The sequence below is a fragment of the Campylobacter jejuni genome (genome assembly GCF_049221745.1).
GTDB classification, from domain to species: Bacteria; Campylobacterota; Campylobacteria; order Campylobacterales; family Campylobacteraceae; genus Campylobacter_D; species Campylobacter_D jejuni_E.
Genome location: NZ_JBMJAO010000006.1, coordinates 55,334 through 78,405 on the forward strand (window position 1 = coordinate 55,334; position 23,072 = coordinate 78,405).

The 23,072-nt window shown below is 28.9% G+C and carries 28 protein-coding genes and 2 pseudogenes; 9 read left to right on the plus strand and 21 right to left on the minus strand.

Going from position 1 to position 23,072, the window contains the following annotated elements; all coding sequences use genetic code 11:
- The first annotated feature begins 16 nt into the window (after nt 1–16).
- From ACOTU8_RS05850 to ACOTU8_RS05860, 3 genes are all read left to right on the plus strand, one after another.
- Nucleotides 17–1,210, plus strand: a complete 1,194-nt coding sequence (locus ACOTU8_RS05850) for a phage tail sheath family protein (RefSeq protein WP_052803386.1) — start codon at nt 17–19, stop codon at nt 1,208–1,210.
- A 26-nt stretch (nt 1,211–1,236) separates the two neighbouring features.
- Nucleotides 1,237–1,746, plus strand: coding sequence for a phage major tail tube protein (locus ACOTU8_RS05855; RefSeq protein ID WP_422342135.1), 510 nt, complete (start codon nt 1,237–1,239; stop codon nt 1,744–1,746).
- Nucleotides 1,747–1,898: 152 nt separating this feature from the next.
- Nucleotides 1,899–2,138, plus strand: coding sequence for a phage tail assembly protein (locus ACOTU8_RS05860; RefSeq protein ID WP_002843342.1), 240 nt, complete (start codon nt 1,899–1,901; stop codon nt 2,136–2,138).
- A 111-nt stretch (nt 2,139–2,249) separates the two neighbouring features.
- Here the strand turns inward: ACOTU8_RS05860 and ACOTU8_RS05865 are convergent, their stop codons facing one another.
- A complete protein-coding gene (locus tag ACOTU8_RS05865; protein WP_002784655.1) occupies nt 2,250–2,555 on the minus strand; it encodes a hypothetical protein in 306 nt (101 codons plus the stop codon).
- Nucleotides 2,556–2,596: 41 nt separating this feature from the next.
- On the opposite strand from ACOTU8_RS05865, the gene ACOTU8_RS05870 reads away from it, so the two are divergent.
- From ACOTU8_RS05870 to ACOTU8_RS05880, 3 genes are all read left to right on the plus strand, one after another.
- On the plus strand, nt 2,597–4,819 hold the full coding sequence (locus ACOTU8_RS05870; RefSeq protein WP_052803385.1) for a phage tail tape measure protein: 2,223 nt from the start codon (nt 2,597–2,599) through the stop codon (nt 4,817–4,819).
- Between the two features lie 3 nt (nt 4,820–4,822).
- Nucleotides 4,823–5,311 (plus strand): phage virion morphogenesis protein, encoded by a 489-nt coding sequence (locus tag ACOTU8_RS05875; RefSeq protein WP_002873743.1) that lies wholly within the window; start codon nt 4,823–4,825, stop codon nt 5,309–5,311.
- A gap of 201 nt (nt 5,312–5,512) precedes the next feature.
- Nucleotides 5,513–6,319, plus strand: a complete 807-nt coding sequence (locus ACOTU8_RS05880) for a DNA adenine methylase (RefSeq protein WP_422342136.1) — start codon at nt 5,513–5,515, stop codon at nt 6,317–6,319.
- 29 nt (nt 6,320–6,348) lie between these two features.
- Here the strand turns inward: ACOTU8_RS05880 and ACOTU8_RS05885 are convergent, their stop codons facing one another.
- The 7 genes from ACOTU8_RS05885 to ACOTU8_RS05915 all read right to left on the minus strand — a co-directional run bounded on the left by ACOTU8_RS05885 (nt 6,349) and on the right by ACOTU8_RS05915 (nt 9,712).
- Nucleotides 6,349–6,636 carry a hypothetical protein gene (locus ACOTU8_RS05885; RefSeq protein WP_002865289.1) on the minus strand — a complete coding sequence of 96 codons (288 nt, stop codon included), beginning with the start codon at nt 6,634–6,636 and terminating at the stop codon, nt 6,349–6,351.
- A gap of 79 nt (nt 6,637–6,715) precedes the next feature.
- Nucleotides 6,716–6,910, minus strand: coding sequence for a hypothetical protein (locus ACOTU8_RS05890; protein ID WP_002843339.1), 195 nt, complete (start codon nt 6,908–6,910; stop codon nt 6,716–6,718).
- Nucleotides 6,911–6,919: 9 nt separating this feature from the next.
- A complete protein-coding gene (locus ACOTU8_RS05895) occupies nt 6,920–7,048 on the minus strand; it encodes a hypothetical protein (protein ID WP_285949787.1) in 129 nt (42 codons plus the stop codon).
- A 59-nt stretch (nt 7,049–7,107) separates the two neighbouring features.
- Nucleotides 7,108–7,239, minus strand: a complete 132-nt coding sequence (locus ACOTU8_RS05900; protein ID WP_422342137.1) for a hypothetical protein — start codon at nt 7,237–7,239, stop codon at nt 7,108–7,110.
- Between the two features lie 80 nt (nt 7,240–7,319).
- Entirely contained in the window at nt 7,320–7,949 is a 630-nt protein-coding gene (locus ACOTU8_RS05905; protein WP_052784258.1) for a S24 family peptidase, read from the minus strand.
- A 66-nt stretch (nt 7,950–8,015) separates the two neighbouring features.
- Nucleotides 8,016–8,426: a hypothetical protein gene (locus tag ACOTU8_RS05910; RefSeq protein WP_002891236.1), complete on the minus strand. Its 411-nt coding sequence runs from the start codon at nt 8,424–8,426 to the stop codon at nt 8,016–8,018.
- A gap of 71 nt (nt 8,427–8,497) precedes the next feature.
- Nucleotides 8,498–9,712, minus strand: coding sequence for a P-loop NTPase fold protein (locus ACOTU8_RS05915; protein WP_251813908.1), 1,215 nt, complete (start codon nt 9,710–9,712; stop codon nt 8,498–8,500).
- A 447-nt stretch (nt 9,713–10,159) separates the two neighbouring features.
- Between ACOTU8_RS05915 and ACOTU8_RS05920 the strand changes: the two are divergent.
- Nucleotides 10,160–10,651 (plus strand): annotated as a pseudogene (locus tag ACOTU8_RS05920) (allophanate hydrolase); the annotation flags it as partial.
- On the opposite strand, the gene ACOTU8_RS05925 reads toward ACOTU8_RS05920, so the two are convergent.
- Both ACOTU8_RS05925 and ACOTU8_RS05930 read right to left on the minus strand, forming a co-directional pair.
- Nucleotides 10,648–11,544, minus strand: coding sequence for a DMT family transporter (locus ACOTU8_RS05925; protein WP_422342138.1), 897 nt, complete (start codon nt 11,542–11,544; stop codon nt 10,648–10,650). The pseudogene ACOTU8_RS05920 and the gene ACOTU8_RS05925 sit on opposite strands and share 4 nt — an antisense overlap.
- Nucleotides 11,545–11,567: 23 nt before the next feature.
- Nucleotides 11,568–12,155, minus strand: a complete 588-nt coding sequence (locus ACOTU8_RS05930; RefSeq protein WP_422342139.1) for an NAD(P)H-dependent oxidoreductase — start codon at nt 12,153–12,155, stop codon at nt 11,568–11,570.
- Between the two features lie 99 nt (nt 12,156–12,254).
- Here ACOTU8_RS05930 and rrpA point away from each other — a divergent pair.
- Nucleotides 12,255–12,663 (plus strand): annotated as a pseudogene (gene rrpA / locus ACOTU8_RS05935) (MarR family transcription factor RrpA).
- A gap of 210 nt (nt 12,664–12,873) precedes the next feature.
- On the opposite strand, the gene ACOTU8_RS05940 reads toward rrpA, so the two are convergent.
- From ACOTU8_RS05940 to ACOTU8_RS05990, 11 genes are all read right to left on the minus strand, one after another.
- Nucleotides 12,874–13,950 carry an NAD(P)-dependent alcohol dehydrogenase gene (locus tag ACOTU8_RS05940; protein WP_422342140.1) on the minus strand — a complete coding sequence of 359 codons (1,077 nt, stop codon included), beginning with the start codon at nt 13,948–13,950 and terminating at the stop codon, nt 12,874–12,876.
- 137 nt (nt 13,951–14,087) lie between these two features.
- Nucleotides 14,088–14,855, minus strand: a complete 768-nt coding sequence (locus tag ACOTU8_RS05945) for a carboxymuconolactone decarboxylase family protein (RefSeq protein ID WP_422342141.1) — start codon at nt 14,853–14,855, stop codon at nt 14,088–14,090.
- Between the two features lie 201 nt (nt 14,856–15,056).
- A complete protein-coding gene (locus ACOTU8_RS05950; RefSeq protein WP_422342142.1) occupies nt 15,057–15,455 on the minus strand; it encodes a putative quinol monooxygenase in 399 nt (132 codons plus the stop codon).
- Nucleotides 15,439–15,858: a cupin domain-containing protein gene (locus tag ACOTU8_RS05955; protein WP_422342143.1), complete on the minus strand. Its 420-nt coding sequence runs from the start codon at nt 15,856–15,858 to the stop codon at nt 15,439–15,441. Before ACOTU8_RS05955 ends, ACOTU8_RS05950 begins: the two co-directional genes overlap by 17 nt.
- 55 nt (nt 15,859–15,913) lie before the next feature.
- On the minus strand, nt 15,914–16,891 hold the full coding sequence (locus tag ACOTU8_RS05960; protein ID WP_422342144.1) for an aldo/keto reductase: 978 nt from the start codon (nt 16,889–16,891) through the stop codon (nt 15,914–15,916).
- 61 nt (nt 16,892–16,952) lie between these two features.
- Nucleotides 16,953–18,089 (minus strand): MFS transporter, encoded by a 1,137-nt coding sequence (locus tag ACOTU8_RS05965; RefSeq protein WP_422342150.1) that lies wholly within the window; start codon nt 18,087–18,089, stop codon nt 16,953–16,955.
- Nucleotides 18,090–18,272: 183 nt separating this feature from the next.
- A complete protein-coding gene (locus ACOTU8_RS05970; protein WP_422342145.1) occupies nt 18,273–18,482 on the minus strand; it encodes a hypothetical protein in 210 nt (69 codons plus the stop codon).
- A 214-nt stretch (nt 18,483–18,696) separates the two neighbouring features.
- On the minus strand, nt 18,697–19,494 hold the full coding sequence (locus ACOTU8_RS05975; protein ID WP_422342151.1) for an alpha/beta hydrolase: 798 nt from the start codon (nt 19,492–19,494) through the stop codon (nt 18,697–18,699).
- On the minus strand, nt 19,388–19,792 hold the full coding sequence (locus ACOTU8_RS05980) for a hypothetical protein (RefSeq protein ID WP_422342146.1): 405 nt from the start codon (nt 19,790–19,792) through the stop codon (nt 19,388–19,390). Before ACOTU8_RS05980 ends, ACOTU8_RS05975 begins: the two co-directional genes overlap by 107 nt.
- A gap of 232 nt (nt 19,793–20,024) precedes the next feature.
- A complete protein-coding gene (locus ACOTU8_RS05985) occupies nt 20,025–21,206 on the minus strand; it encodes an MFS transporter (RefSeq protein WP_422342147.1) in 1,182 nt (393 codons plus the stop codon).
- Between the two features lie 69 nt (nt 21,207–21,275).
- Nucleotides 21,276–21,701: a MerR family transcriptional regulator gene (locus ACOTU8_RS05990; RefSeq protein ID WP_422342148.1), complete on the minus strand. Its 426-nt coding sequence runs from the start codon at nt 21,699–21,701 to the stop codon at nt 21,276–21,278.
- A gap of 219 nt (nt 21,702–21,920) precedes the next feature.
- Between ACOTU8_RS05990 and ACOTU8_RS05995 the strand changes: the two genes are divergently transcribed.
- A partial coding sequence (locus ACOTU8_RS05995) for a cache domain-containing protein (protein WP_422342149.1) occupies nt 21,921–23,072 on the plus strand: 1,152 nt, incomplete at its 3' end.

Genomic DNA, 23,072 nt, shown 5'->3' on the forward strand with positions numbered 1-23,072 from the left:
AAATAAGGAGTGAATAATGGCAGCAAATTATGGAGTTAATTTTAATATCAGTAATGGTGCAGCAAGTCCTATTAAAGTGCAAAGTGATACGCCTATAGGTATTGCTGGGGCTATAAAAGGTGCAAGTAAAGAAATGATTTACACAAAGGCTGGCTATGAAAGCGTGGATAGCTTTCCAATCTTTGCCTTTTCAAATGTAAGTAAAGCAAAAGAATTTGTAAACGATTTAATCAAAGAAAATAACTTACAAGATTTTAGACTTTTAGATACTTTAGAATGTATCAATTTACAAAATGTTTCTAATGTCATAATTATCAGCTTTTTTGAAGAAAGCGAGGAAAGTGAAAACACTTTAACCAATATTGTTAATGCCATAGAAGCTTTTAAAAAAGCAAAGCATAAAACAGGCTTTAGCCCTGATTTAATCATTGCTCCTTATTACTCACATGAAGCAGGAGTAAAGGCTAAGCTTGAAAGTGTGGCAAGTTCTATGAATATCACAGCTATTGTAGATCTTTACGCTACAAATGTTGGCGAAGCTATTAATACAATGGAGGCTTTTAGCTCTAAAAGATTAATTGCCACTTGGCCTTGGGTACAAATCTTAAATACACAAGGAAAATACGCTTATGTTCCACAAAGTCCATTTATTGCAGGGCTTATAGCTCATACAGATGGGGATAAAGAATATGGCTTTAGTGATTCTTACTCAAATAGAGTGATGAATGGGGTTACTGGCACAGAGTATTTTATAGAGTTTATCAATGGCTTTGATTGTGATGCAGATAGATTAAGAAATGCTCATATCTCAACTTGCATTTTAGCTGAAGGTTATCGCTCTTGGGGTGGGGAGACTAGTCATGAAGATACGATTTGGCAAGATTTAGCTCGTGTAAGAACTTTTGATCGTATAGCCCTAGCAGGACAAAAAGCAGCTTTTAAGGCTATTGATAAAAAAGCAAGTGAATTATATTTTATAAAAATCAGCATTGAAGAATTGCTAAGAGATTTAAAAGGAGCTAAGGTTTTAATTGGCTATGAGGTAAGCTGGGATGAAGAAAGAAACACAGATGCCAATGTGAGTGCTGGTAAGTTTTATCTAAATATAAAAATGATGAATAATCCAATCGTTAAACAAATCACTTTAGAGTTTATCTACTCTGATGAATGGGCAAGTGATTTGATTAAAACTATTAGTGCGGATAGTTAATAAATTTTTAAAAGGAGAAAATAAAAATGAAAAGAATAATTGGCGAAGTTATACAGGAAGGTAATATTTATATAGATGGTCAAGGTTATCTTGGAGTGGTTAGAAATTTAAAATTGCCTGATATAGAACAAGAGATGATTGAAACCAAAGGAGTTTTAGGAGCAAATTATAGTAGCGGGGTTTTAAAGCCTTTAGAAATTAGCTTTAAATTAGCCGTTGTTGATCCAGTGCTTTATGCGGCTTTCTTTCATACTACTTTTAGTGAGATTAAAGCTCCTTTGCTTTTTAGAGAAAGTGTTCACAAAGGTGGAAAAAACTATGGTATTAATGCTGAGTTTTTAGGAGAGTTTATAAGCATAAGTGAAAGTGATCATGAAAGTGGAAAAGAGGTGGAAGCTGAAATTAAAATGGCAGTTCATTTTTACATGCAACGCCGCAATAACATTCCAATCATTACCTACGATCATAAAAACACTATTTTAATGATAAATGGGGTGGATATGATAAGTGATGTAAGAAGCAATTTAACCCTTTAAACACTGATTAATCGGAGTTTAATTAACAATACTGGGATTTTAGGATTAAAGTTTGGCTTTTTGGGCATTGCGTAGCAATGGGTGGGGAAGCCTTTAGTTGCTTCTCAGGCGGAATTACTTCCGCCATAAAGAAGGATAAAAAGGAAAGAAAAATGAAAGAAAAAATAATCAAACTTGAAAATGGCGAAGAATTAAAAATGAGAGAGCCAAATGTGCGTGTATTAAAAAACGCCACTAATAAAAGTGAAAAAGAAATGGAGCAAACTATTTGTATGATAGCTGCACTTACCAATAAGCAAGAAAGTGAAATTGAAGATTTGAATCTTAAAGATTTTAAAGCTTTACAGGACGCTCTTAAAGATTTTTTGGTAGAAGCAGGAGTTATAGCTTAGAGGCTATAGCTCTTATAAGTCATACTTTGCATTGGGGATTAAATGAAGTTTTAGATTTAAGCTTAGATGAGTTTGAAGAAGCTTTGGAAATTTCAAAAGAATTTTTAAAGGCTAAGAGTTTTTGATTGTTTTATTTTTCAAAAAATAAATTTTTAAAATAGCAAAAAGAATAAAATCTAAACTTATTACAATTAGCCAAGTGGGTAAAATAAGCAATAAAGCAATGGGTGGCATAATCATCACTAAAATAGCAGTTATGATAATGCTTGCAAAATAAGAAAAAATAAAAATAGCCATTATATTAAAAAAACCATCACTTGCACTTTGATAGCTTATGTAAAAAGCAGGTATGAGCGTTGTTAATAATAAGGCAATATGTGAAATTATATCATCGTTAATAAATTTTAAAACTTTCATAGTAAAGATTTTAAAATACAATCGCTTAAAAAGGGTTGAATATGGAAAATGCTGGAAGTATTGGAATTGGTGTTATTTTAGGACTAGCGATTAAAAACGCAAGTGCCGTTGGCAAGGTAGTTAAAGATTTTAGCAATTTAGAAAAAATAGCAGCAAAAACTAAACTCGGCATTAGTGGATTGCAAAAAGAATTAAACACTCTTAAACTCAATGCCAATTTAAGAGCGGAATTAAAAGCTCAAAGAAAAGGTTTGCAAGATGAGCTTTTTTCTCTAGGAAATATAATAAGTGGTGGTATTGTAGGGAAAAGTATAAAAGTTGGTATTGATTTTGAAAGTGCTATGGCTGATGTAAAAAAAGTAACAGATCTTAGTGAAGGTCATACACTAGAAGGCTTAAAACAAGATATTTTAGATTTATCCAAAAAACTTCCTATGACAGCAGAAGAAATTGCAAATATAGTGGCAGAGGGTGGAAAACTTGGTCTTGCCTCTAAAGAAGCTTTGGAATTTGGTAAAACTGCTACTGCTATGGGTGTTGCTTTTGAAATGAGTGCCAATGAAGCAGGAGAAGCCATAGGTGGTCTTATGGCAAACCTTCAAACCGATGTTAAAGGTATTAAAGATTTGGGTGATAGCATTAACTATTTAGCTGATAAAGGTTCAAGTGATGCCAAAAATATAGTAAATATTGTGAGCAGAATTGGAGGAATGGGAAATCTTATAGGACTTCAAAGAGAAAACATGGCAGCTCTTGCTGCTACGCTTGATGAAGTAAAGATCCCAGCTGAAGTTGCAGGGACTGCTATTTCTAGCATGTTTACTAAACTTTCAACTGCTGATACTTTAGGAGCTAAGGCAGAAGAAGCTTTTTCACAATTAGGTCTTAGCGGGGAGTTTATGAAAAAAGCTTTAAATCGAAATTCGCAAGAAGCAATCAATATTTTACTTTCACGAATAAAAACGCTTGATAAAGAGTCTCAAATAGGTGTTATTACTAATATTTTTGGCAATGATAGTGGCACGATTAGAGCTATGGCAACTTTAGTTAATGGTTATGATCGTTATCAAGAGCTTTTAAAGATGACAAATTCAGAAGAGAAGAAAGGTTCAATGGATAAAGAGCTTATTAATAAGTGTGAGACTACAGCTTCTATATTAAAAATTTTAGGAAATAATATAAGTGCTTTGGCGATTAAATTTTCAGATGCTTTACTCCCTGTAGTTAAATTAGTCGCTTCAGGATTTAGCTTTGTAATTGATATAGTAGATACCTTACTTTCAAAATTTCCAGTGCTTAGTACCATCGTAGCTACAGCTACAACAGTTTTTTTGCTCGCCAAACCTGCAGTCTTAGCTTATGCTATTGCTAAAAACTATCTTAAAGATTGCACCATTTTACTTAAAAGTGCTTTGATTAAAACAAGAATACATCTTTTAGCTTTTCGTAATTCTTGTATATTATCTAATATTACTTTAAAAGCAAAAACCGTCACAACTACTATTTACACAACCTCCCTTAAAGCCTTATCTTTTGTTTTAGGTGGGCTTAATAAAGTTTTTAAAGCCGTAGCTAATGGCATTAGAGTCTTAAGCGTGGCTATGATGAGTAATCCCATTGGTCTTATTTTAGGGGGCATTGCAATAGTGGCTGGGCTTATTATTGCAAATTGGGATAAGGTTAAGTCTTGGTTTAAATCTTTTATAGAATGGCTTAAACCTGTTTGGGAGCCTATATACAATGTCATTAAAGCAGTATTTGATAAATGCGCCCTTGTATTTACAAGTTTTAAAGATATTATTATGAGCGTTGCTTCTCCATTAGCTGAGTTTTTAAATTCTATTTGGCAAGGTGTTGGGGATTTCTTTTATAGTATTTTTGGTTCTTTATTTGATTGGTTTGCTTCTAAGCTTTCTTGGGTAGGAGATATGATCTCATCTATAAGTGGCTTTATAAAAGATGCTCTTGATTTTATAGGGCTTGGAGATGATGAAGAAGTTAAGATAAGCCAAAGTGAACAAAACAAAGAAAAAGTCTTTACTACAAACACTTATAAAGATGAATTAGCTGAGACAAAAAGTATAAATCATGCTCCAAGCTTTAATAATGGCAATATCAATATAAGTGTTAATGGTACTTTTAACATAGCGACTAAAGATGGCAATTTTAATATGCAAGAATTTGCAAATACTATACAAAAAAGTGTATTTGACGCTTTAAGAAAGCAAGAACAAAACAAAATTAACACTACAATTTATGGATAAAATATGAGTGAATATATAGAAATAAAAGGGCTTGAAAACTTTTTTAAAGCTTGTGATAAATTAATAGATATGGATAAACACGGGCAAAGCATTATGGCGGGTGCTGGAGAGAGTATAAGAAATAGCATTATAGACTCTTTTAAAAACGAACGCAGTATTTTTAATGGAAAATGGCAAAGCTTAAAACCAGCTACCATAAAACAAAAGATAAAAGATGGTAAGAATAAAGGAATTTTAAAAAGAGATGGGGATTTAAGTAATGCTTTAAATTGGCAAAGCGAACCTACCAAAAGCGGAGTAGAAGTCTTTAATAATATACAGACTAAAAATGGCTTTAAATATGGTTATGTTCATCAATGGGGAAACAGAAAAAGAAAAATTCCTCAAAGAGCTTTTTTACCCATAGATAATAACAAAGTCTTGCACCCAAGTATAAGAAGTGTGATTTATAAAGATACTAAGGATTTTATTGAAAAAATTGTTAAGAAGTGACAATATGGGGCATTGCATAGCAAGGAATGGTCGGGCGTGGCCTTTGGTGATGCGACTTTTTGGAAAATCGCAATTTTTCAAAAAGTGTTAGCAAGAATGGCAAGGAAGACTAAAGCCTTCCTTTTTCTAAAAACTAGCAAAAGCATTATAGCTTTGTTTTTAAAGCAAAGCTTTTTTAATTTTATTTTGAAAGGAGTTTGTATGAAAAATAATACAGACAAATTTCTAAAAACTAGCACACTTACTAAACCTACAAGAACTACACTAAAAGCTCCATTTGCTTGGGTGGGTGGTAAAAACTATTTAGCTAAAGAAATCATTGCTTTAATGCCTGAGCATAAAAGCTATATTGAAGTCTTTGGTGGAGCTTTAAGTGTTTTTTATCAAAAAAGTGCTTCAAAAATAGAAGTCATTAACGACGAGCTTATTAATTTACATCTTTGTATAAGAAATAAACCCCAAAGCCTAGCAAATGTGCTTAATTCTATGATAATAAGTAGAAAAATCTTTCATATGCTTAAAAATAAAGAAATTAAGCCAAGAAATGACTTAGAAAGGGCTGCTTTTTATTTTTATCTTATCAGTACTTCTTTTGGATCAAGTATGGGACAATTTGCTATGAGTAAACAAAGAGCACCAAAGAGATTATGTAGGGATTTTAGCTTACATACAAAAAGACTTAAAAATGCCAGTATTGAAAATAAAAGCTTTGAATATATTTTAAAAGAATATGATTACAATGAAGCTTTATTTTATTTAGATCCACCTTATGTTGGAACTGAGAGTTATTATAAAAACACAGGAGGTTTTGGGCTAAAAGAACATGAACTTTTATGTAATTTGCTTAAAAATATCAAGGGTAAATTTATGCTTTCTTATAATGATTGTGAGCTTATAAGAGAGCTTTATAAAGATTTTAATATTAAGGAATTAAAAGTAAGGTATTCTTTAAATAATAATGTTTTAAAAAGAAAAGAAAGTAAAGAGCTTTTGATTATGAATTTTTAAAAGCTAAGAGAATATTTTTATATTCTCTTTTATTTTAGTAAAGAGCTTAAAAACTTTAGAGCTTCTTTGCTAAAATCTTTATTGCTTTCTTCTAGATACTCTTTATCTAAAATAGCACCGTATTTTAATAAAAGTAAAATCGCTCCAAAATTATTATGAGTTATTGCATAAAACATAGGTTCTTCGCCCATGCATTCTTTAGTTGCACTCATACCATTTTTAAGATATTCTAAAACAAGTTCATTGTTATGGTTGCAAATTGCGTTTATAAAAGTCTTGCTAAAACCTTTTTTGATATCTACTATTACTTTACTCATCTTATCTCCTTTTGTTTTGATAAGACAAGATTAGCTTCGCTTGGCTGAATGTGTGCTGTTGTTTGACATCTTTTTGAAATCAATTTGTATTAACCCAATCTTGCACCACATTTAATAAATGATTATAATCACTACTCATGGCTTCTTTTTGAAATTTACTTATTTCTTCTTTGCTTACACCTGCTTTTTTTAAAGCCTTGCTTACTCTTGCTAGAATACTAAAAGCATTGCCATCTTCGCCAACTAATTTCACATAAACATTAGGATATTTCATCTTTTCTCCTTAAAATTCACAAAAGGTACTTTTTAATTCGTATCTTTGTTTTTCATCATTATATTTAACTACAAATTTTCTACCTATAATATATCTTTCAAACAAAGGAACTTGTATAAGACTTTTATCTTCATTCATCTCAAATCTTTTAGCGATTGAATAAGAGTTTATGCCCATATTATAAATAGTCATAAGCTCTAATATATTATCCCTAGCAAGATAATCTTTTCTTTTAAAAGCTTTTTGTACAAAATCCTAAATTCACTCTCTAAATCTTGTATGATTTTTTCTTTTAATTCTTTATCGGTGTAATTTTTGATATCTTTCATGTTTATCTCCTTTTTTGATAGAACAACCTTGTGTTTTACACTCTCTGTGAGATTAGCTTGACTTAGCTTATTGTGTACTGTTACATCTTAGAAAGTTCTCCAATTACTACACCAATTAGTAAAAAATCTCCATTTTTATAAAATATATCTTTATATAAAGGATTTAAAGAGTGTAAAATCACTCCATCATCTTGTTTTAAAACTTGTTTTATAAAAAGTCCATCTCTAGTATTAATCACACAAATGCTTTTATTCTTAAAAGTTTTATTTCTATCTATTACACAAATACTTCCATCTTTTATAAGTGGCTCCATGCTTTCTCCATAGCAAGTGATAAACTCACACTCTTTACTACCAAAAAAGTTTAATAGTTTTTCATCCATAATAAGCTCAGAGCAATCTATTAAATCATTTATTCCACCTCCGCCTAAACTCGCATTTGTTTTATAAAGCTTTAAAATTTTATATTTATTCTCACATTCTAATTGATCTTTTGGGGAACTTCCATAGAAGAAATAATTAATGCTTATATTTCTTTGATTTAAAAAGTTTAGGATTTGTGGATATGGAATGGAGTTTCTAAATTTCATAGAATTAAAAGTATCAGGATGAATGCCTAATTCTTTAGCTATATCTTTGGTTTTTAAATCACGCTTACCTTCGCTAGCAAGTATATCTTTTAATTTTTCAATCACTTCTTGCATTTGCATTTTAAATCCTTTGATTTTAATTTCAAAGAATTTAAACATAAAATTTCAAAAAGCAAGAAAAAGATTTTATTTTAAAATATTGAGTTTAAGCATTTGCAATAAAAAACAATTATACTCTTGATGTTCAAGAGTTTTAAGAATTTCTTCTTTTTTAATTTTATTTTCATTTAAATCTAAAAAATTTAAATAAGCTTGAAATAAACTATTTTTAAGATCGTATTTTTCTTGCATTTGAGCATCCATCGCACTAGAAAAAAAGATAAAAAATTCATGATAAAAATCGTTATTTGTTTGAAAAGATTTTGCTATGCTTTCAATCTCAAAATGATTATATTGCCAAATATTGTTAGTGCTAAATGTTTGTCTAATTTTATCCGATGAAAGACCATTTAAAAATGAATTAATATTTATCTTTTTACGTTTTTCACTTTGTAAATCTTGATAATAATTTTTATACTCTTCATTTTTCTCTATCATGTCTTTTATTTCTTTATAAAAATCGTTATGAAATGTATCACGCCAAATTAATATATTAAATTCATATTCAACTAATTCTTTAATAATTTTTTTTCAATATCTTTTTTGCGATCTAATTCTTTACCCATAATCCTTCTATAAAGTTCAAAAAAAGCTTGATAGTAAGAAATAGAATAATAAGTTCCATTGCCATATGTATAATTTTTAAATTTTGGAAGCAAATCTTCTATATATTTTGCAAAATCTATATCATTTAAATTGCTATATAAATATTTATCTTTACATTTATTAAAATAAATTCTAGTCTTTTCTTTTAAGTCACTTTCAAAATGAGATTTCAAAGTATCTAAATCATCTTGATTTAAATAACAAGAATCATCAAAATATTTTTCAAATATAGATTGATATTGTTTTTTATCAGTATTATAAGAATAATATTTTTTGATACAATTTAACAAAATATCATAATACATTTTCAGTCCGCCAAAAAATATTTCATTACTATAATCTTCTTTTTTGATTTTCATAAAGCATTCTTTATTAAAATAAATTATATGTTCTACAAAACGTAATAGTAATCGTAAATTATTACATGAATTTTGATAACATTCAAAAATTATATTTTGTACTTCTTTATCATATTTTACTCCATTGGAAATAATATTATGAGCCGCTTTGCTATTGTCATTTATAATAAACTCATAATCGATAATTTTTTCTTTGTATGTTTGATACCAGTTTTTACTATTATCTTGTTTAGCTTGTTTTTCTTTATCATTTATAGCTGAATTATTGTCTTGTTCTTCTAATTCATCTTTATGAAAAATCATAACAACATTACATTCTTTTTCTTCTTTAAGTAAATTTACAAGTCCTAAAATTTCTTTCAAAGAAAGATTATCTGATCTTCTTTCTATATTATCGAAACACACAATAATATTATTAAAGTCTTCCTTTTTTAAAAAGGAAAAAATAGCATCAGGGTTAATGTTAATTGTTCCAGCAGATTTTACTTTTGCAATTTTGGTTGTAATTTGTGAAAAAGTATTCATTATTTTATTGTAGTTTCCATGGATTTTAAAAACTATTTCTTCTAATATTTGTTTATAACTTTCTTTGCCAAAAAGATCTATATAAACAACTTTTTTTTCTTTTTTATCTTCAGAAAGTTTCTTTTCAACTTGTTTCCATAGATGAGTTTTACCTATACCCCAAGGTCCATTTATAGCTAAACATTTTTTAGATTTTTTATTTAAAAAATTTGCAATATTATCAATCTTATTCATTATACACTCCTATAAAATATTTGTGTAATTATATAAAAATATTTAAGTTTTCTATGTAACTATCCTCCAAACCTTAAAGTCATAGATAGTTACATGCTATTTTTGTATAAAAGATGGTTAAACTATGATTATATAGTGTTTTATAAGGATAGTTACATAACCAAGAAAACATAAGAATATTTTAAACAAAAATGTAACTATCCTAGAGAGTAAAAAACACTTTTGGGATATAAAAATTAAAATCAAAGCTCGTATTTATCCGCCTTTTAAACAGTATTTAATTGCTTTTTGGGATAAAAGGGACATTTTGGGATATTTGGGATATTTTACGCTTTAGATCGGGAAAGATAAAAAGTCATTTTTATATGCTTTAAAAGCCTATTATTTGGTATTTTTACTAAAATTATTTAGGGATAGTTACATGTTCTTTTTAAAATACCCCTTACACCTTTTAATTTAGAAGCTAGAGAATGTGAAAATCCTCTTTTTAAAAGCCCTAAAGAGCCTATTATACGCGTTATTTTAGGAACAAATGAAGATGCTTTTACCAAAAAAGGCATAGAAACTTTTTTAAATACTAGCTATAAAGTAGGTTTAAAAAGTGATAGAATGGCAATTTATGCAGAATCTAGCGAAAGTATAGAACATGAAAACTCAGCAGATATTATCTCAGATCCTGCAGTTTTTGGAAGCATACAAGTGCCAAAAAGTGGCATCCCTATCGTTTTAATGGCAGGAAGACAAAGCACAGGAGGCTATACAAAAATAGCCACGGTTATAGAAAATGATCTAAGCTTACTCGCACAAGCTAAGTTAGGTTCTAGTTTTAAATTTCAAAGCATTAGTATGCAAGAAGCTTTAGAGCTTTATAAACAAAGAGAAATGAAATTTAAAACTATGGATCAAAAAATCAATCTTGATTTTGAAAATTTGATCTAAGCTTTTTTACCATAAATATTGATAAAATATATAGCGCCTATAGCCAAGGCACAACCTAACAAGGTAAGTGCATTTGGCATCTCATATAGTATAAAATAACTGCAAATTAAAGCACTAGCAGGAGTGATTAAAATAAAAGAATTTGCCTTAACGCTCCCTAAAATGTGAATCCCATAATAATAAATACTAGTACCTATAATAGTTGATAAAAAAGCCACGACAAACATACTGATCCAAAATTTAAATTCAAAATGAAAAATTTCATAACTTTTTACATCAAACAATACCCAAGAAAACATTAAAACAGAAATGAGATTAATATAAAAGTTAATCGCCAAAGGGTGAACTCCTTTAGCTTTATGATTAAACACTGCTATCAAAGCCCAAATAAAAGAACAAGTTAAAAATAAAATATTAAATTTACCAAATAAATCTTCTAAACTCCCTAAATTTAACAAACAAAACCCAGATAATAAACCTAAAAATAAGCCTAGAATTTCACTCTTTGTGATCTTGTGAGTTGATTTTTTATCTTTTTGAAATAATATCGCTATCATGAATATCAAATAAGAAAAAATAGGAATCATAGTTGTAACCAAAACACCGCCTTTTCCAGCTAAACCATGCTTAATGGCAATAAAAAATACAAAAGTATAAAGCCCATTTAAAATTCCTGCTATCAACACCCATTTTAAAATAGATTTTTCAAGCCTTAAAGGAATTCTTAAAAAGTTTAATACCATCAAAGAGCCTAGTAAAACAAAGAAAAAACGCCAAAAAGTAATCACAGAAGTATCAGCATAAGCTAATAAAATCTTAGAAGTAGGCCAAGATGAGTCCCATAAAAACATAGCTAAAACAAGCAAGATATACAAATACTTTGTTCGAGTCAATGTTACACCTTGAAATTTTTAAGTCAAATTTTTTTAAAAATTTTTTTCAAGTGTAGTTCATACTCGTTTAGATATTTTTCCACCTGAGGATTTTTTACCACATCATTGCACATAAAAGTTGGTAAAGCTTTCATTCCTATAAACTCATGAGCTTTATGTAAATGCCAATACACCATATCCACACCCTTTCCTTCAAAAAATTCATTGTTATCGTTAAAGGCTTGAATTGGAGCATTCCAAGTAAGAGAGAACAGATATTTTTTACCATGGTTTAAACCACCTTTTCCATAGTTTTTACTAGGATCTTCATGAGTTCTTCCATCATTTTTAAAAAGTATTCCAATGCCTAAAATAAAAACCTCATCAATGTATTTTTTTACTATCCAAGGTTCCCCCATCCACCAAGCTGGCATTTGATAGATTACAACATCAGCTTTTTCAAATTTTTTCATCTCTTCTTTAGGATCATATCCTCGATCTATATGAGTTTGATCTACTTCATATCCTAAAGTTTTTAAAATTTCTAAAGCATGATTATGTAATGTTAAATTAAGCTGTCCTTTGGAACTTCCAAATTCTTTAGCACCATTAAGCAAGAGTATATTTTTCATTTTTATCCTTTTTTAAATTTTATGTTACAATTATAACCAAACATAATATTATTTTCAATACAAAAAATAAAGTAAGATACTATACTAAAGGAGTGTTAAATGACTAAAGAAAATTCTCAATGCAATTTTGAAAAATGTGGATTTAACTATACTTTAGCACTGATTAATGGAAAATAATAAAATGAGTATTTTATACTGCTTATTTCGCTATAAAATCGTGCGTTATAATGAACTCAAACGTTTTTTAAGCTCCATATCTTTTAAAACTTTAACCAATACTTTAAGAGAATTAGAAAATGATGGTTTAATTATTAGAAAAGAATACGCTCAAATTCCACCTAAAGTTGAATATAGCCTATCCAAACGTGGACAAAGTTTAATTCCTATTTTGCAAGCTATGTGCAAATGGGGCGAGAAAGATAAAAAGAACAAAAGTGATGTTTCTTATGTTAAAACTAAAAAAATTTTACAACAAAGAATTAAAATCTCAAGTATAAGGGTAAGATAGAAAATCATTTCAAATGAGGTTTATATTTTTGATAAATTCTTCAGCGAGATAAATCATAAAATCATTTGTATCAATAGCAAGAATAAATTTATCATCATTAATAATCATGGTAAAATATCTTAAATTTTAGCAAGAAAAATCAAAGATAGGGCAATCACATCGCTAAACAAAGAAAGATTTGACATTAGCGATGTGATTTATGAATGTTAATTATTCCTTTGTCATATCAATCACATAACGAAATTTTGCTTTACCTGAAGTAAGATTTTCATAAGCTTTATCAATTTCATTTGGTTTTATAAGTTCAGTCTCAGGATAAATTTTATGTTTAAGTGAAAAATCAAGCATTTCTTGAGTTTCAGCAATTCCACCTATTAAAGAGCCATAAACTTTTTTACCTGCTTTAAATATAAGTTCTTTTATATTGATATTTATTTCATTTTCTAAAGGAGGAAGTCCAACAATAGCCATTTCTCCACCAAATTTAAGTAGTTCTAAATATGCAACAGGATCATAAGCAGTTGGTATAGTTGAAATAATAAAATCAAATCTTTCTTTTACAATATTTTTATCAGTGCTTGTATAAAATGAACTAACACCCATTGCTAAAGCATCAGCTTTTTTATTTTCATTTCTAGCAAAAACACTAACCTTTGCACCCATTTTAATAGCGTATTTTACGGCCATCATACCAAGCCCACCAAAACCAGCTATAGCTACACTTGACCCTTCTTTGATATTAGAAAATTTTAAAGGCGAATAAGTAGTAATTCCTGCACAAAGTAAAGGTGCAACCTTTTCAAGCGGTGCATCTTTTGGAACACAAATAGCAAATTTTTCACTTACAACAATATTATTTGAATAACCTCCATAAGTATTTTCATTGCCATGAAAAACATCACAACTATTGTAAGTAAGAATGGTTTTACCATTTTCACAAAATTGTTCTTGAGAACGTTTGCAAGCATCACACTCACCACAAGAATTTATCATACAACCAACCCCTGCATAATCTCCTACTTTAAATTTGCTTACATTTTTACCCACAGCTACAACTTCACCTGCTATTTCATGACCTGGGACACAAGGATATATAGCCTCACCCCACTCACTCCTTGCAGTATGAATGTCACTATGACAAATTCCAGCATATAAAATTTTAATCAAAATATCATTATCACCAATAGCATGGCGACTAAATTCAAAGGGTGTGAATTTAGCATCTTTACTAAGCATTGCATAACCTTTGCTTTGTATGCGTCCATTATCTAAAATTTTAAATTCCATATTTATTCCTTTATATTTTTTTATATTTTAAAAATTTATTGTAAACTTTTTTAAAATCTATTTCTTAGTAATTTTATAAGCAATTTTTGTAATTAAAAATTTATTCACCTCCTTAATCAAATAAAATCAATATTTCATTATAAATCAAGTTTTAAAGTCAAACTATCAAGCACGCTAATAGCATTTAATGCCTTTGGATAGCCAATATATGGAATAAGTGCAGCAATGATATTCAATAAGCTTTCTCTAGTTTGTCCCATATTTAAATTTCCTTGTATGTGAGCTCTTGTTTGATTTTCTAAGCCACCATGAGAAATAAGATACACAAGTGTTAAAAGTTCTCTTGTTTTTAAGTCTAAAACTTTCCTTGTATAATAATCCCCAAAGCAATTTGCACTTAAAAAATCATTTATAAAAGCTTTATCTTTTGGAGTAGATTCTATCATTTTAGTGATATTTGTCTTGCCAAATATAGTATCTTGCACTTCTCTTCCTTTCTCTTTGCGATTAGATTCTATAGTTGCATCTTGTGATTCTAGTGGCATAGCAACACCAGCCTCCTTAAATATATTATTACAAAGCATAAGAAAATCAAGCACTTTAGAAAAACCTATGTAAGGTGTAGCCTGATAGATTACTTCTTTAATTTCTATAGGCTTTATATTGTTTTTTATTGCAGTTTTTACAAAAATAGAAAATTCATTTTCTCCACCAGAGGCAAGAGTGGAAGCAATGATAATAAGAAAATAATCTCTTTCTTTTAGATTTGCTTTTACAAAACTCTCGCCAAATGCAAAATTAATATAATTTGTAAAATATTCTTTATCGCTTTGCATAAGTGATAGATTTTCCACTTTTCCAAAAAATCTTTCAAAAATTTCTTTTGCTTTTTGTGTTAATTGCATAATCTTCCTTTGATATTGCGTTGTTTGTAAAATATATAAAAAAAGCACATTTGATAATCCTCCTAAAAGAATACAAATTTTTAGACTTAAACTTAAAAAACTTCTACGTTTCATTATTTTAGATCTTTTGTCTCTTCATTTATAAAGCAATGATTAAATTTTTATACTATTTTCTTAGATAAAAAACACTTACTAAAAATTTTAAAATTCTTTATTTAATCGCATATTAGGACTTAAAGCTTCTAATGGAATAAATTTCAAGCTTTTTACCATATGTAAAGTGCCTTGCTTATATCTTTTAAAATGTTCGCTTTCTATATGCTTTTGATAACTTTTTTCATCTTTATAAGATTCTATAATACTAAATTTACAAGGGTTATCTTTATGAGATAAAGCATAAAGTACTAAAACCCCATCTTCTTCTTTTACACTTAATTCACTCTCTTCTTTTAGAATTTTTTTATATTCTTCTAAATATTTACAATCAACTTCTATTTCTGAAATTTTAACACTCATAAATTCTTGTGCTTGCATACTAACTCCTAAAATAAAAAATAAAGCTAACGCTATTAATTTCATATTTTTATTTCTTTGCTTCATCTAATGCCTCCTTATACTCTTCATCATTTACAAGCTCAAGCCATTCTACATTTTTACCCTCTTTTTCGCCTGTAAGTGCTATATGTGCCCCGCTACTTGTATTGGTTGCACCATGAAAATGTTTTACTCCTATAGGACAACTTATCACATCACCCTTTTTAGCAATAAATGCTTTTTGTCCTGGTACTTTTGTAAGAATTTCTCCCTCTGTAACGATTAAAGTTTGTCCTTGTGGATGTGTATGCCATGCACTTCTAGCACTAGGCTCAAATTCAACCAAAGCTCCACTAAAATTTCTCCATTCATTTGGTTTAAACATCATAGAAACTTTTACATTTCCACTAAAAATTTTACTATCTCCCTTAAAATTCCCATGAATACCTTTACTTTCAAGTTCTTGCATTTGCACTCCTTTAACAAAACTACATAAAATCATTATAAGAAATAAACCAACCTTTTTATTTCCCAACTCTAAGAGCTGCTTCACCGGTATAACGATCCCCTTTGATTGTTATTTTTTCTAAGATACTCTTTAAATGACTTAATTCTTCTTGAGTAAAATCAATATTAACAGCATTAATGTTTTCTTCTAACCTTTGTAAATTTGTTGTTCCAAAAATAGGTACAATAAATGTTTTTTGTGCTAAAACCCAAGCAAGTGCGATTTGTGCTAAAGTAGCATTTTTAGATTTTGCTATATCTTCTAATGCATAAATTAAGTCTAAATTAGCTTTTAAATTCTCACTTTTAAAACGTGGGACTTGTGACCTAAAATCATTATTTTCAAAAGTAGAACTTGCATCAAATTTACCTGCTAAAAATCCTTTTCCCAAAGGAGAAAAAGGAACAAAACCTATGTTTAATTCTTCTAAAACCTTTAAAAGCTCCTTTTCAGGCTCTCTCCACCATAAAGAATACTCACTTTGCACCGCACTAAGCGGAAATACTGCGTGAGCTTTTTTAATACTTTGAATTCCTGCTTCACTCATACCCCAAGCTTTAATTTTTCCTTCCTTATAAAACTCACTCATTAAGTTAGCAACTTCTTCAACTGGAACATTTGTATCAACTCTATGTTGATAATAAAGATCTATACAATCTGTTTGCAAACGCTTTAAACTACCTTCTAGACTTTGTCTGATTTTACTAAGTGTGCTATCAACAATTTGCTTAGCACCCTCAATCCTAATACCAAATTTTGTTGCCAATACTACTTCATTTCTAAAAGATTTTATTGCTTTGCCTACTAATTCTTCATTAATAAAAGGACCATAAACCTCAGCTGTATCAAAAAAATCAATACCAAGATCCTTTGCCTTGTGAATGAGTGTTATCATCTCTTTTTCATCTTTAGCTTCTCCATAACCAAAGCTCATACCCATACAACCAAGTCCTAAAACACTAACTTGCAAATCTCTTAATTTTCTTTCTTGCATTTGTTTCTCCTTTTTATAAAATTAAATTTACAAAATTATATAAGCTATCATCTAGTGTAAGTCAAGTATTTTTTAAATGTATTTTCTTATAAATAATACTCACAACAAAAAGTACCAAAACCCAGATTAAAAACTCCATTTTTAGCCCAAAAACTTTTACCATAGGTGTTGTAACGATAGGACAGATAAATTGCCCAAAAAATATACAACTTGCCAAACCACTATAAGCTCTAGCACGAGAATTTGGCTTTGTAAGTTTAAAAAGATAGGCACTATTATTTGTAACAATTAGCCCACCAACCATTCCAAAAATAAATAAGCTAATAACGCAAATAATAAAATCTTCTATCAAAAACACAAGCAAAAATCCAAAAGCCTCCAAAATTAGCCCTAATACATAAATTTGCTTGATATTTAAAAATTTCACAATGTCCTTATAAAGATAACAAAAGATTCCATAACTTATAGTTGGCACAGCCATAGCAAAACCTATGTATTTAGCATTAAGCCCTAAACTTTCTATATAATGTGGAAAATTAATACCAGCTAAATAATAAATCAACATAATAAAAAATCCCATAAAATAGATAGGTAAAAAAGGCTTATAATTTATCTTTTCTAAGGGCTTTTCTTGTATAGATTTTTTAGCACTTCGTGGCTCAAATAAATAAAAAAGACAAAAAATAAAAATAAAAATCCCACTACCATAAACCAAAAACACATAACGCCAAGAAAAACTCGCCAAATATCCGCCAATAATAGTAAGCATTGCACCGCCCATTGCTAAAATAAAGCCTTGCAAACTCAAAGCCTTATCACGTCTATCTCCTATGCTATAATAATCCCCAAGTAAAGTGCTTGCTGCTGTTGTAATGAAAGCTGTGGCTATACCAAAAAATGCCCTACTAATTAGCAAAGCATAAATACTATCTAAAAAGCACCCGCTAACTCCAGATATAATCCACAAAATCATCGCAGGATAAAGGAATTTTAACTTACCAAATCTATCTATTAAATTTCCTGCTATAGGTGAAAAAATCATCACAAAAAGTGCAGGAATAGTAACCACAAGACCACTTAAAAGCTCTATATTTGAAACATTTTTAAAGTATTCATTCATAGCAGGTAACGCAGGAGCTATCACAATAGTGCCTAAAACAGTCATCATCGCTGCTGAAAAAAGTGCGAGTTTAAACATAAGCCTTTCGCTTAAGTGAATAATTTTTTCTTTATCTAGCTTTTCAAAAGTATTATTTTGGGATATTAAATTTTCATTATATTGTTTTAAGTTTCTTGTAGTTTTTTCTTTAAGTTTAAATTCATATTCTAAGCCTTGCAAAATAGTCGCTTTAGTTAGATTTTTTATCTCATTTATAGAATTTCAAAAACCCCATCCAGCATTAGTGATAATAGGAGTTAGGAATTTATTTTCAAAATCATGGTTCTTTAAAAAACTTTTTATAGGAGTACTTAGGGACAATCCCCAAAGAGGCGAGGCAATAAAAATATGAGTGTATGCACTTAAATTTAGCGAATAAGGCGCAAGTTTGACAAAGATTTTCTCTTGCTTTTGTTTTTGAGCTAAAGTCACCATTTCATCGTAATTTGTAGGGTAAATTTCTGCACTCTCAAGCCTTAAAATATCACATTTAAAATGCTTTGTATAAATAAAACTAAAATGTGAGTATTTAGTGTCCTTGTATAATAAACAAGTAAAATTCTTTTATTCTGTGCCAAGCTAAAACTTGGCGTACTTGCTAAAATTCCTATCTTGAGAAGATATTTTAAAAACTCTCTTTTATTCATTATAAATATTTCTCATAAAATTCTTGCAATTTTGCTAGAGTTGCATTTACAGAATCTTTTTTGTAATAACTTTGTATATGTGTGGTATCTTTTAGCACGAAAAGTTCTTTATTTTGAGTTCCTATTGCCTTATCAAAAGCTTCTTTACTCATATAAGCCGTATCCGCTTTATCGCCTACAAGCATAAGTAAGGGTTGATTAATAAGTTCCATTAAAGAGCTTGTTGTGTAAATGAAACTAGAATTAGGATGTGCATGAGTATCTCCATAATAAATCATACCCTCACGATAAAGATCTGTAGGAATTTTATCAAGCTCTTTTTTATTTAATTTTTTAGGAGCAAAGCCTGTATAGCTTATTTTACCACTTGTAGCTTCTAATTCTCTTGCTTTGCTTGCGTTTAATAATTTTTCTTGAATCTTATCAAGCTCACTATTTAAAAAACCATTACGACGAACAAGTCCTGTATTAAAAGCACTTAAAGTTGCCACTGCTTTTAATCTTTTATCTTTTTGTGCTGCTTTTAATGTGTAGCCACCTCCTCCACAAATACCTAAAATTCCTATTCTTTCCTTATCTACCCCTTTAAAAGTATCTAAAAAATCAATCGCTTTAGAAATATCTTCAACCCTACTTGATGGAATATCTTTATTACGGGGATAACCTTGACTTTCTCCTTGATAAAAAGCATCAAAAGCTAAAGTAATATAACCAAGCTCTGCTAATTTTTGTGCAAAAAGCCCTGCAACTTGCTCTTTTACTCCACCATTTGTATGGGCTACAACAAATAGCTGGATATTTTAATTTTGCATTAAAATTTGCAGGCAAATAAAGATTTGCTACGCTTTTATTATTTTCTACCCCATAGCTTACTTTTTTGATATTTACTTGACCTTTTTGATTTGCAACTATGGCATTTTCATAAACCAAACCAAAAGGATTTTTACTAATATTCCTCAATGCTTCTTTACTAGGATTTAATTTTTTATCATCAAAGTCTTGAACTTTTTCATTTGCAGATAAATTAGATTTTAAACTAAGACTACTTAATGCTATTGCACCTGCTGTAACTTTTAAAAAATTTCTTCTTTTCATTTTTATTTCCTTTATCAAAAATATAAATTCAATCCAACTTTAAAAAATTTAACGTTTTAATTGATACATTTGTTTGACAATCTTGGGATCTTGATGATTAAAAAACAAACTCTCTTTATTGTCAAGTTTAGATATTTCTAGCATATCTTGCTCATTTAAACTAAAATCAAAAATATTAAAATTTTCATTTTATCTCCTTTTAATGTAAAATATCAGTATTAAATTTTTAAAATTAAAATCTTAGTTTCATTTTTTCTATCCTCCTTCTTAATAAAATCATCATAATTCCTAAAATCAATAAAAAAATAGTGCTTATAACAATAAAGCGTGTATTACTCAAAGATATAACCAACCCACAAATAGCAGTTCCACTACTTAATCCTATGTTAGCTACGCTTATAAAAAGCCCATTACTAAAATCAGGAGCCTTTGGAAAAGGATGATTTATCATAAAATGTGTGCCATTATTCATTATTCCGCCTAAAATTCCTAATACAAAAGCAAACATTACTAACATAATTTGACTATAAAAATTAAAAAGTAAAATATAAATTATTATCATAAGCAAAGGCGTTAAAAGCAAAGTAAAATGTGCATTTTTCACAAGAGTTTTTCCTGCTATATAATTACCTATAATGTTTGAAAAACCATAAATAGCCAATACAACACTAATGAAAGTAAAATTTATCTTTGCTACACTATACAAAAAATCAGAAAAATAAGAATAAAATCCCCAAATTCCCGCATTTATACAGATAACACAAAGAATGCTAATCCACAAAAGTGGGTATCTTAAGATAAGTAGTTGCTTAGTTATTTTAACAGGATTTACCCTTTTAAAATCAGGCACAAATAACAAAGTTGCTAAAAAAGATAAACTATTTAAAATACAAAAAAATAACATCGCCACTTCAAAACTAAAATTTCCACCAAAATAACTAGTCATAGGCACACCCAAAACCATCCCTGCGCTCACTGCTGTAAAAATCTTAGCTGTAGCTTTTGGGACTTCTTGTTTATCTTCAACTAAATTAGTAACCATACTTAAAACAAGAGCTATATAAATAGGATGAAAAAAAGCAGGAATAATTCTAAAAATGAGCAATTGCCAAAACTCATTTACAAAAGCACTCACAAAAGAAGAAAATGCAAAAACCAAAAGACAAATAAGCATTAATTTTTTAGGATTGAAATTTGCACAAAGCAAAGGGACTATAGGTGCACAAAAAGTTATCACGAGCGCAAAAACACTCACGCTCCAACCCGCATCAGAAATACTCACATGAAAATTTTCAGATACTACAGGAATAATCCCCATCATTCCAAGCTCTGTGCTTAAAATTCCAAATACACCTAAGCAAAATACTAAAATAATTTGAGAATTAGGTATTTTATCCCTATTTAAAGTTAGCATTTTATCCTTTCAATTTTTAAATTTTTAAAAGTATAAAACCTAACATTTAGTGTAAGTCAAGATAAAAATTTAAATTTTTACTCGTTTTTTGCGTTTAATATAATCCTTACTTAAAGGATTTAATTCATCTTTATTTTCCATAATCATTTTTTCATAATAATCTATTTTAAAATCAAGTTTTTCTATAATACTCTCCAATTTTTTCATATCCTTTAGTGTTTTTTCTTTTAATTTTGAAATAATTTCCAATCTCTCTTTTGCCGTATCTTTACCCTTAGCACATAAAAAAATATATCTTTTAAGATCCTCGATACTCATACCAATTTGTCTATAACAATCTACCCAAATCACCCATTCTAAATCTTTTTCACTAAAATAACGCACTCCATTTTTATCTTTTTCCACAAAGGGAAATAAACCTTTATCTAGCCAAAACCTAAGTGTTCTACTAGAAACTCCTGTTTTTCTTTCTACTTCTATGATCGTATAAGCCATTTTAATCCTTTATAAATATAAATTTCATATAATTCAATTTTAACTAAATATTTTATTATTTTATATTAATGCTACTTTTTAGAAAAATACATATAATTTTCAATTAATATAATTAAATTTTTAAATTTTCAAGATAAAAGTCAAAAAATATTTTATATTTTTTGATAAAATATACTAGATTTAATTTTAAATTAAAAATAAATACAAAAAAGGAAAAAAATGAATAGTATAAAAGTTAAGCTTTCTCTCATTGCAAATTTAATTGCAATTTTTGCCTTAATTATTCTAGGTATTGTAAGTTTTTATTTTACAAAAACCTCATTACATGAAAGCGCTCTTAAAAATCAAACTGACCTGCTTAAAGTCACACAATCTGCCGTTGAAGATTTCCGTTCCACAAATCAATCTTTTACTAAAGCTTTAGAAGAAGATATCGCAAACTTACCTTATCAATCTTTAATCACTGAAGAAAATATTATTAACAATGTTGGTCCAATATTGAAATATTATCGTCATGGTATAAACGCACTAAATGTTTATTTAGGTTTAACCAATGGAAAAGTTTTACTTAGTCAAAAATCTAATGATGCAAAAATGCCTGAATTGCGTAATGATTCAGATATAAAGACAAAAGATTGGTATCAAGAAGCTTTAAAAACAAATGATATTTTTGTTACGCCAGCATATTTAGATGTAAATTTAAAACAATATATAATAACATATTCTAAAGCTATTTATAAAGATGGTAAAATCATAGGAGTACTAGGTATCGATATGCCATCAGAAGATTTGCAAAATTTAGTTGCAAAAACCCCTGGAAATACTTTTTTATTTGATCAAAAAAATAAAATATTTGCGGCAACCAATAAAGAATTATTAAATCCATCTATTGATCATTCTCCTGTTCTAAATGCATATAAAACACATGGAGATTATAACTTTTTTACTTATGGATTAGATGGCAAAGAAAGGCTTGGAACTTGTACTAAAGTCTTTACTTATACAGCTTGTATTACTGAAAGTGCTGATATTATAAATAAACCAATTTATAAAGCTGCATTTATTCAAGCCATTGTTGTCATTATTGTGGTAGTATTTAGCGTAATCCTCCTTTATTTCATCGTATCAAAGTATCTCTCTCCACTTGCAGCTATCCAAACAGGTTTAACTTCATTCTTTGACTTCATCAATCATAAAACAAAAAATGTTTCTACTATAGAAGTAAAAAGCAATGATGAATTTGGACAAATCTCAAGTGCTATCAACGAAAACATCCTTGCTACTAAAAAAGGTTTAGAACAAGACAATCAAGCCGTTAAAGAATCAGTTCAAACCGTATCAGTTGTAGAAGGTGGTAATCTAACAGCAAGA

Coding starts and splice junctions, on each gene's coding strand:
- ACOTU8_RS05985 (WP_422342147.1), bottom strand. CDS start 21,206: ATGCTAACTTTAAATAGGGATAAAATACCTAATTCTCAAATTATTTTA.
- ACOTU8_RS05940 (WP_422342140.1), bottom strand. CDS start 13,950: ATGGAATTTAAAATTTTAGATAATGGACGCATACAAAGCAAAGGTTAT.
- ACOTU8_RS05880 (WP_422342136.1), top strand. CDS start 5,513: ATGAAAAATAATACAGACAAATTTCTAAAAACTAGCACACTTACTAAA.
- ACOTU8_RS05885 (WP_002865289.1), bottom strand. CDS start 6,636: ATGAGTAAAGTAATAGTAGATATCAAAAAAGGTTTTAGCAAGACTTTT.
- ACOTU8_RS05965 (WP_422342150.1), bottom strand. CDS start 18,089: ATGTTTAAACTCGCACTTTTTTCAGCAGCGATGATGACTGTTTTAGGC.
- ACOTU8_RS05930 (WP_422342139.1), bottom strand. CDS start 12,155: ATGAAAAATATACTCTTGCTTAATGGTGCTAAAGAATTTGGAAGTTCC.
- ACOTU8_RS05945 (WP_422342141.1), bottom strand. CDS start 14,855: ATGCAATTAACACAAAAAGCAAAAGAAATTTTTGAAAGATTTTTTGGA.
- ACOTU8_RS05900 (WP_422342137.1), bottom strand. CDS start 7,239: ATGAAAGATATCAAAAATTACACCGATAAAGAATTAAAAGAAAAAATC.
- ACOTU8_RS05910 (WP_002891236.1), bottom strand. CDS start 8,426: ATGATAGAGAAAAATGAAGAGTATAAAAATTATTATCAAGATTTACAA.
- ACOTU8_RS05960 (WP_422342144.1), bottom strand. CDS start 16,891: ATGCAAGAAAGAAAATTAAGAGATTTGCAAGTTAGTGTTTTAGGACTT.
- ACOTU8_RS05850 (WP_052803386.1), top strand. CDS start 17: ATGGCAGCAAATTATGGAGTTAATTTTAATATCAGTAATGGTGCAGCA.
- ACOTU8_RS05905 (WP_052784258.1), bottom strand. CDS start 7,949: ATGCAAATGCAAGAAGTGATTGAAAAATTAAAAGATATACTTGCTAGC.
- ACOTU8_RS05990 (WP_422342148.1), bottom strand. CDS start 21,701: ATGGCTTATACGATCATAGAAGTAGAAAGAAAAACAGGAGTTTCTAGT.
- ACOTU8_RS05855 (WP_422342135.1), top strand. CDS start 1,237: ATGAAAAGAATAATTGGCGAAGTTATACAGGAAGGTAATATTTATATA.
- ACOTU8_RS05980 (WP_422342146.1), bottom strand. CDS start 19,792: ATGAAAAGAAGAAATTTTTTAAAAGTTACAGCAGGTGCAATAGCATTA.
- ACOTU8_RS05955 (WP_422342143.1), bottom strand. CDS start 15,858: ATGCAAGAACTTGAAAGTAAAGGTATTCATGGGAATTTTAAGGGAGAT.
- ACOTU8_RS05890 (WP_002843339.1), bottom strand. CDS start 6,910: ATGAAATATCCTAATGTTTATGTGAAATTAGTTGGCGAAGATGGCAAT.
- ACOTU8_RS05915 (WP_251813908.1), bottom strand. CDS start 9,712: ATGAATAAGATTGATAATATTGCAAATTTTTTAAATAAAAAATCTAAA.
- ACOTU8_RS05875 (WP_002873743.1), top strand. CDS start 4,823: ATGAGTGAATATATAGAAATAAAAGGGCTTGAAAACTTTTTTAAAGCT.
- ACOTU8_RS05860 (WP_002843342.1), top strand. CDS start 1,899: ATGAAAGAAAAAATAATCAAACTTGAAAATGGCGAAGAATTAAAAATG.
- ACOTU8_RS05895 (WP_285949787.1), bottom strand. CDS start 7,048: ATGAATGAAGATAAAAGTCTTATACAAGTTCCTTTGTTTGAAAGATAT.
- ACOTU8_RS05865 (WP_002784655.1), bottom strand. CDS start 2,555: ATGAAAGTTTTAAAATTTATTAACGATGATATAATTTCACATATTGCC.
- ACOTU8_RS05870 (WP_052803385.1), top strand. CDS start 2,597: ATGGAAAATGCTGGAAGTATTGGAATTGGTGTTATTTTAGGACTAGCG.
- ACOTU8_RS05950 (WP_422342142.1), bottom strand. CDS start 15,455: ATGAAGCAAAGAAATAAAAATATGAAATTAATAGCGTTAGCTTTATTT.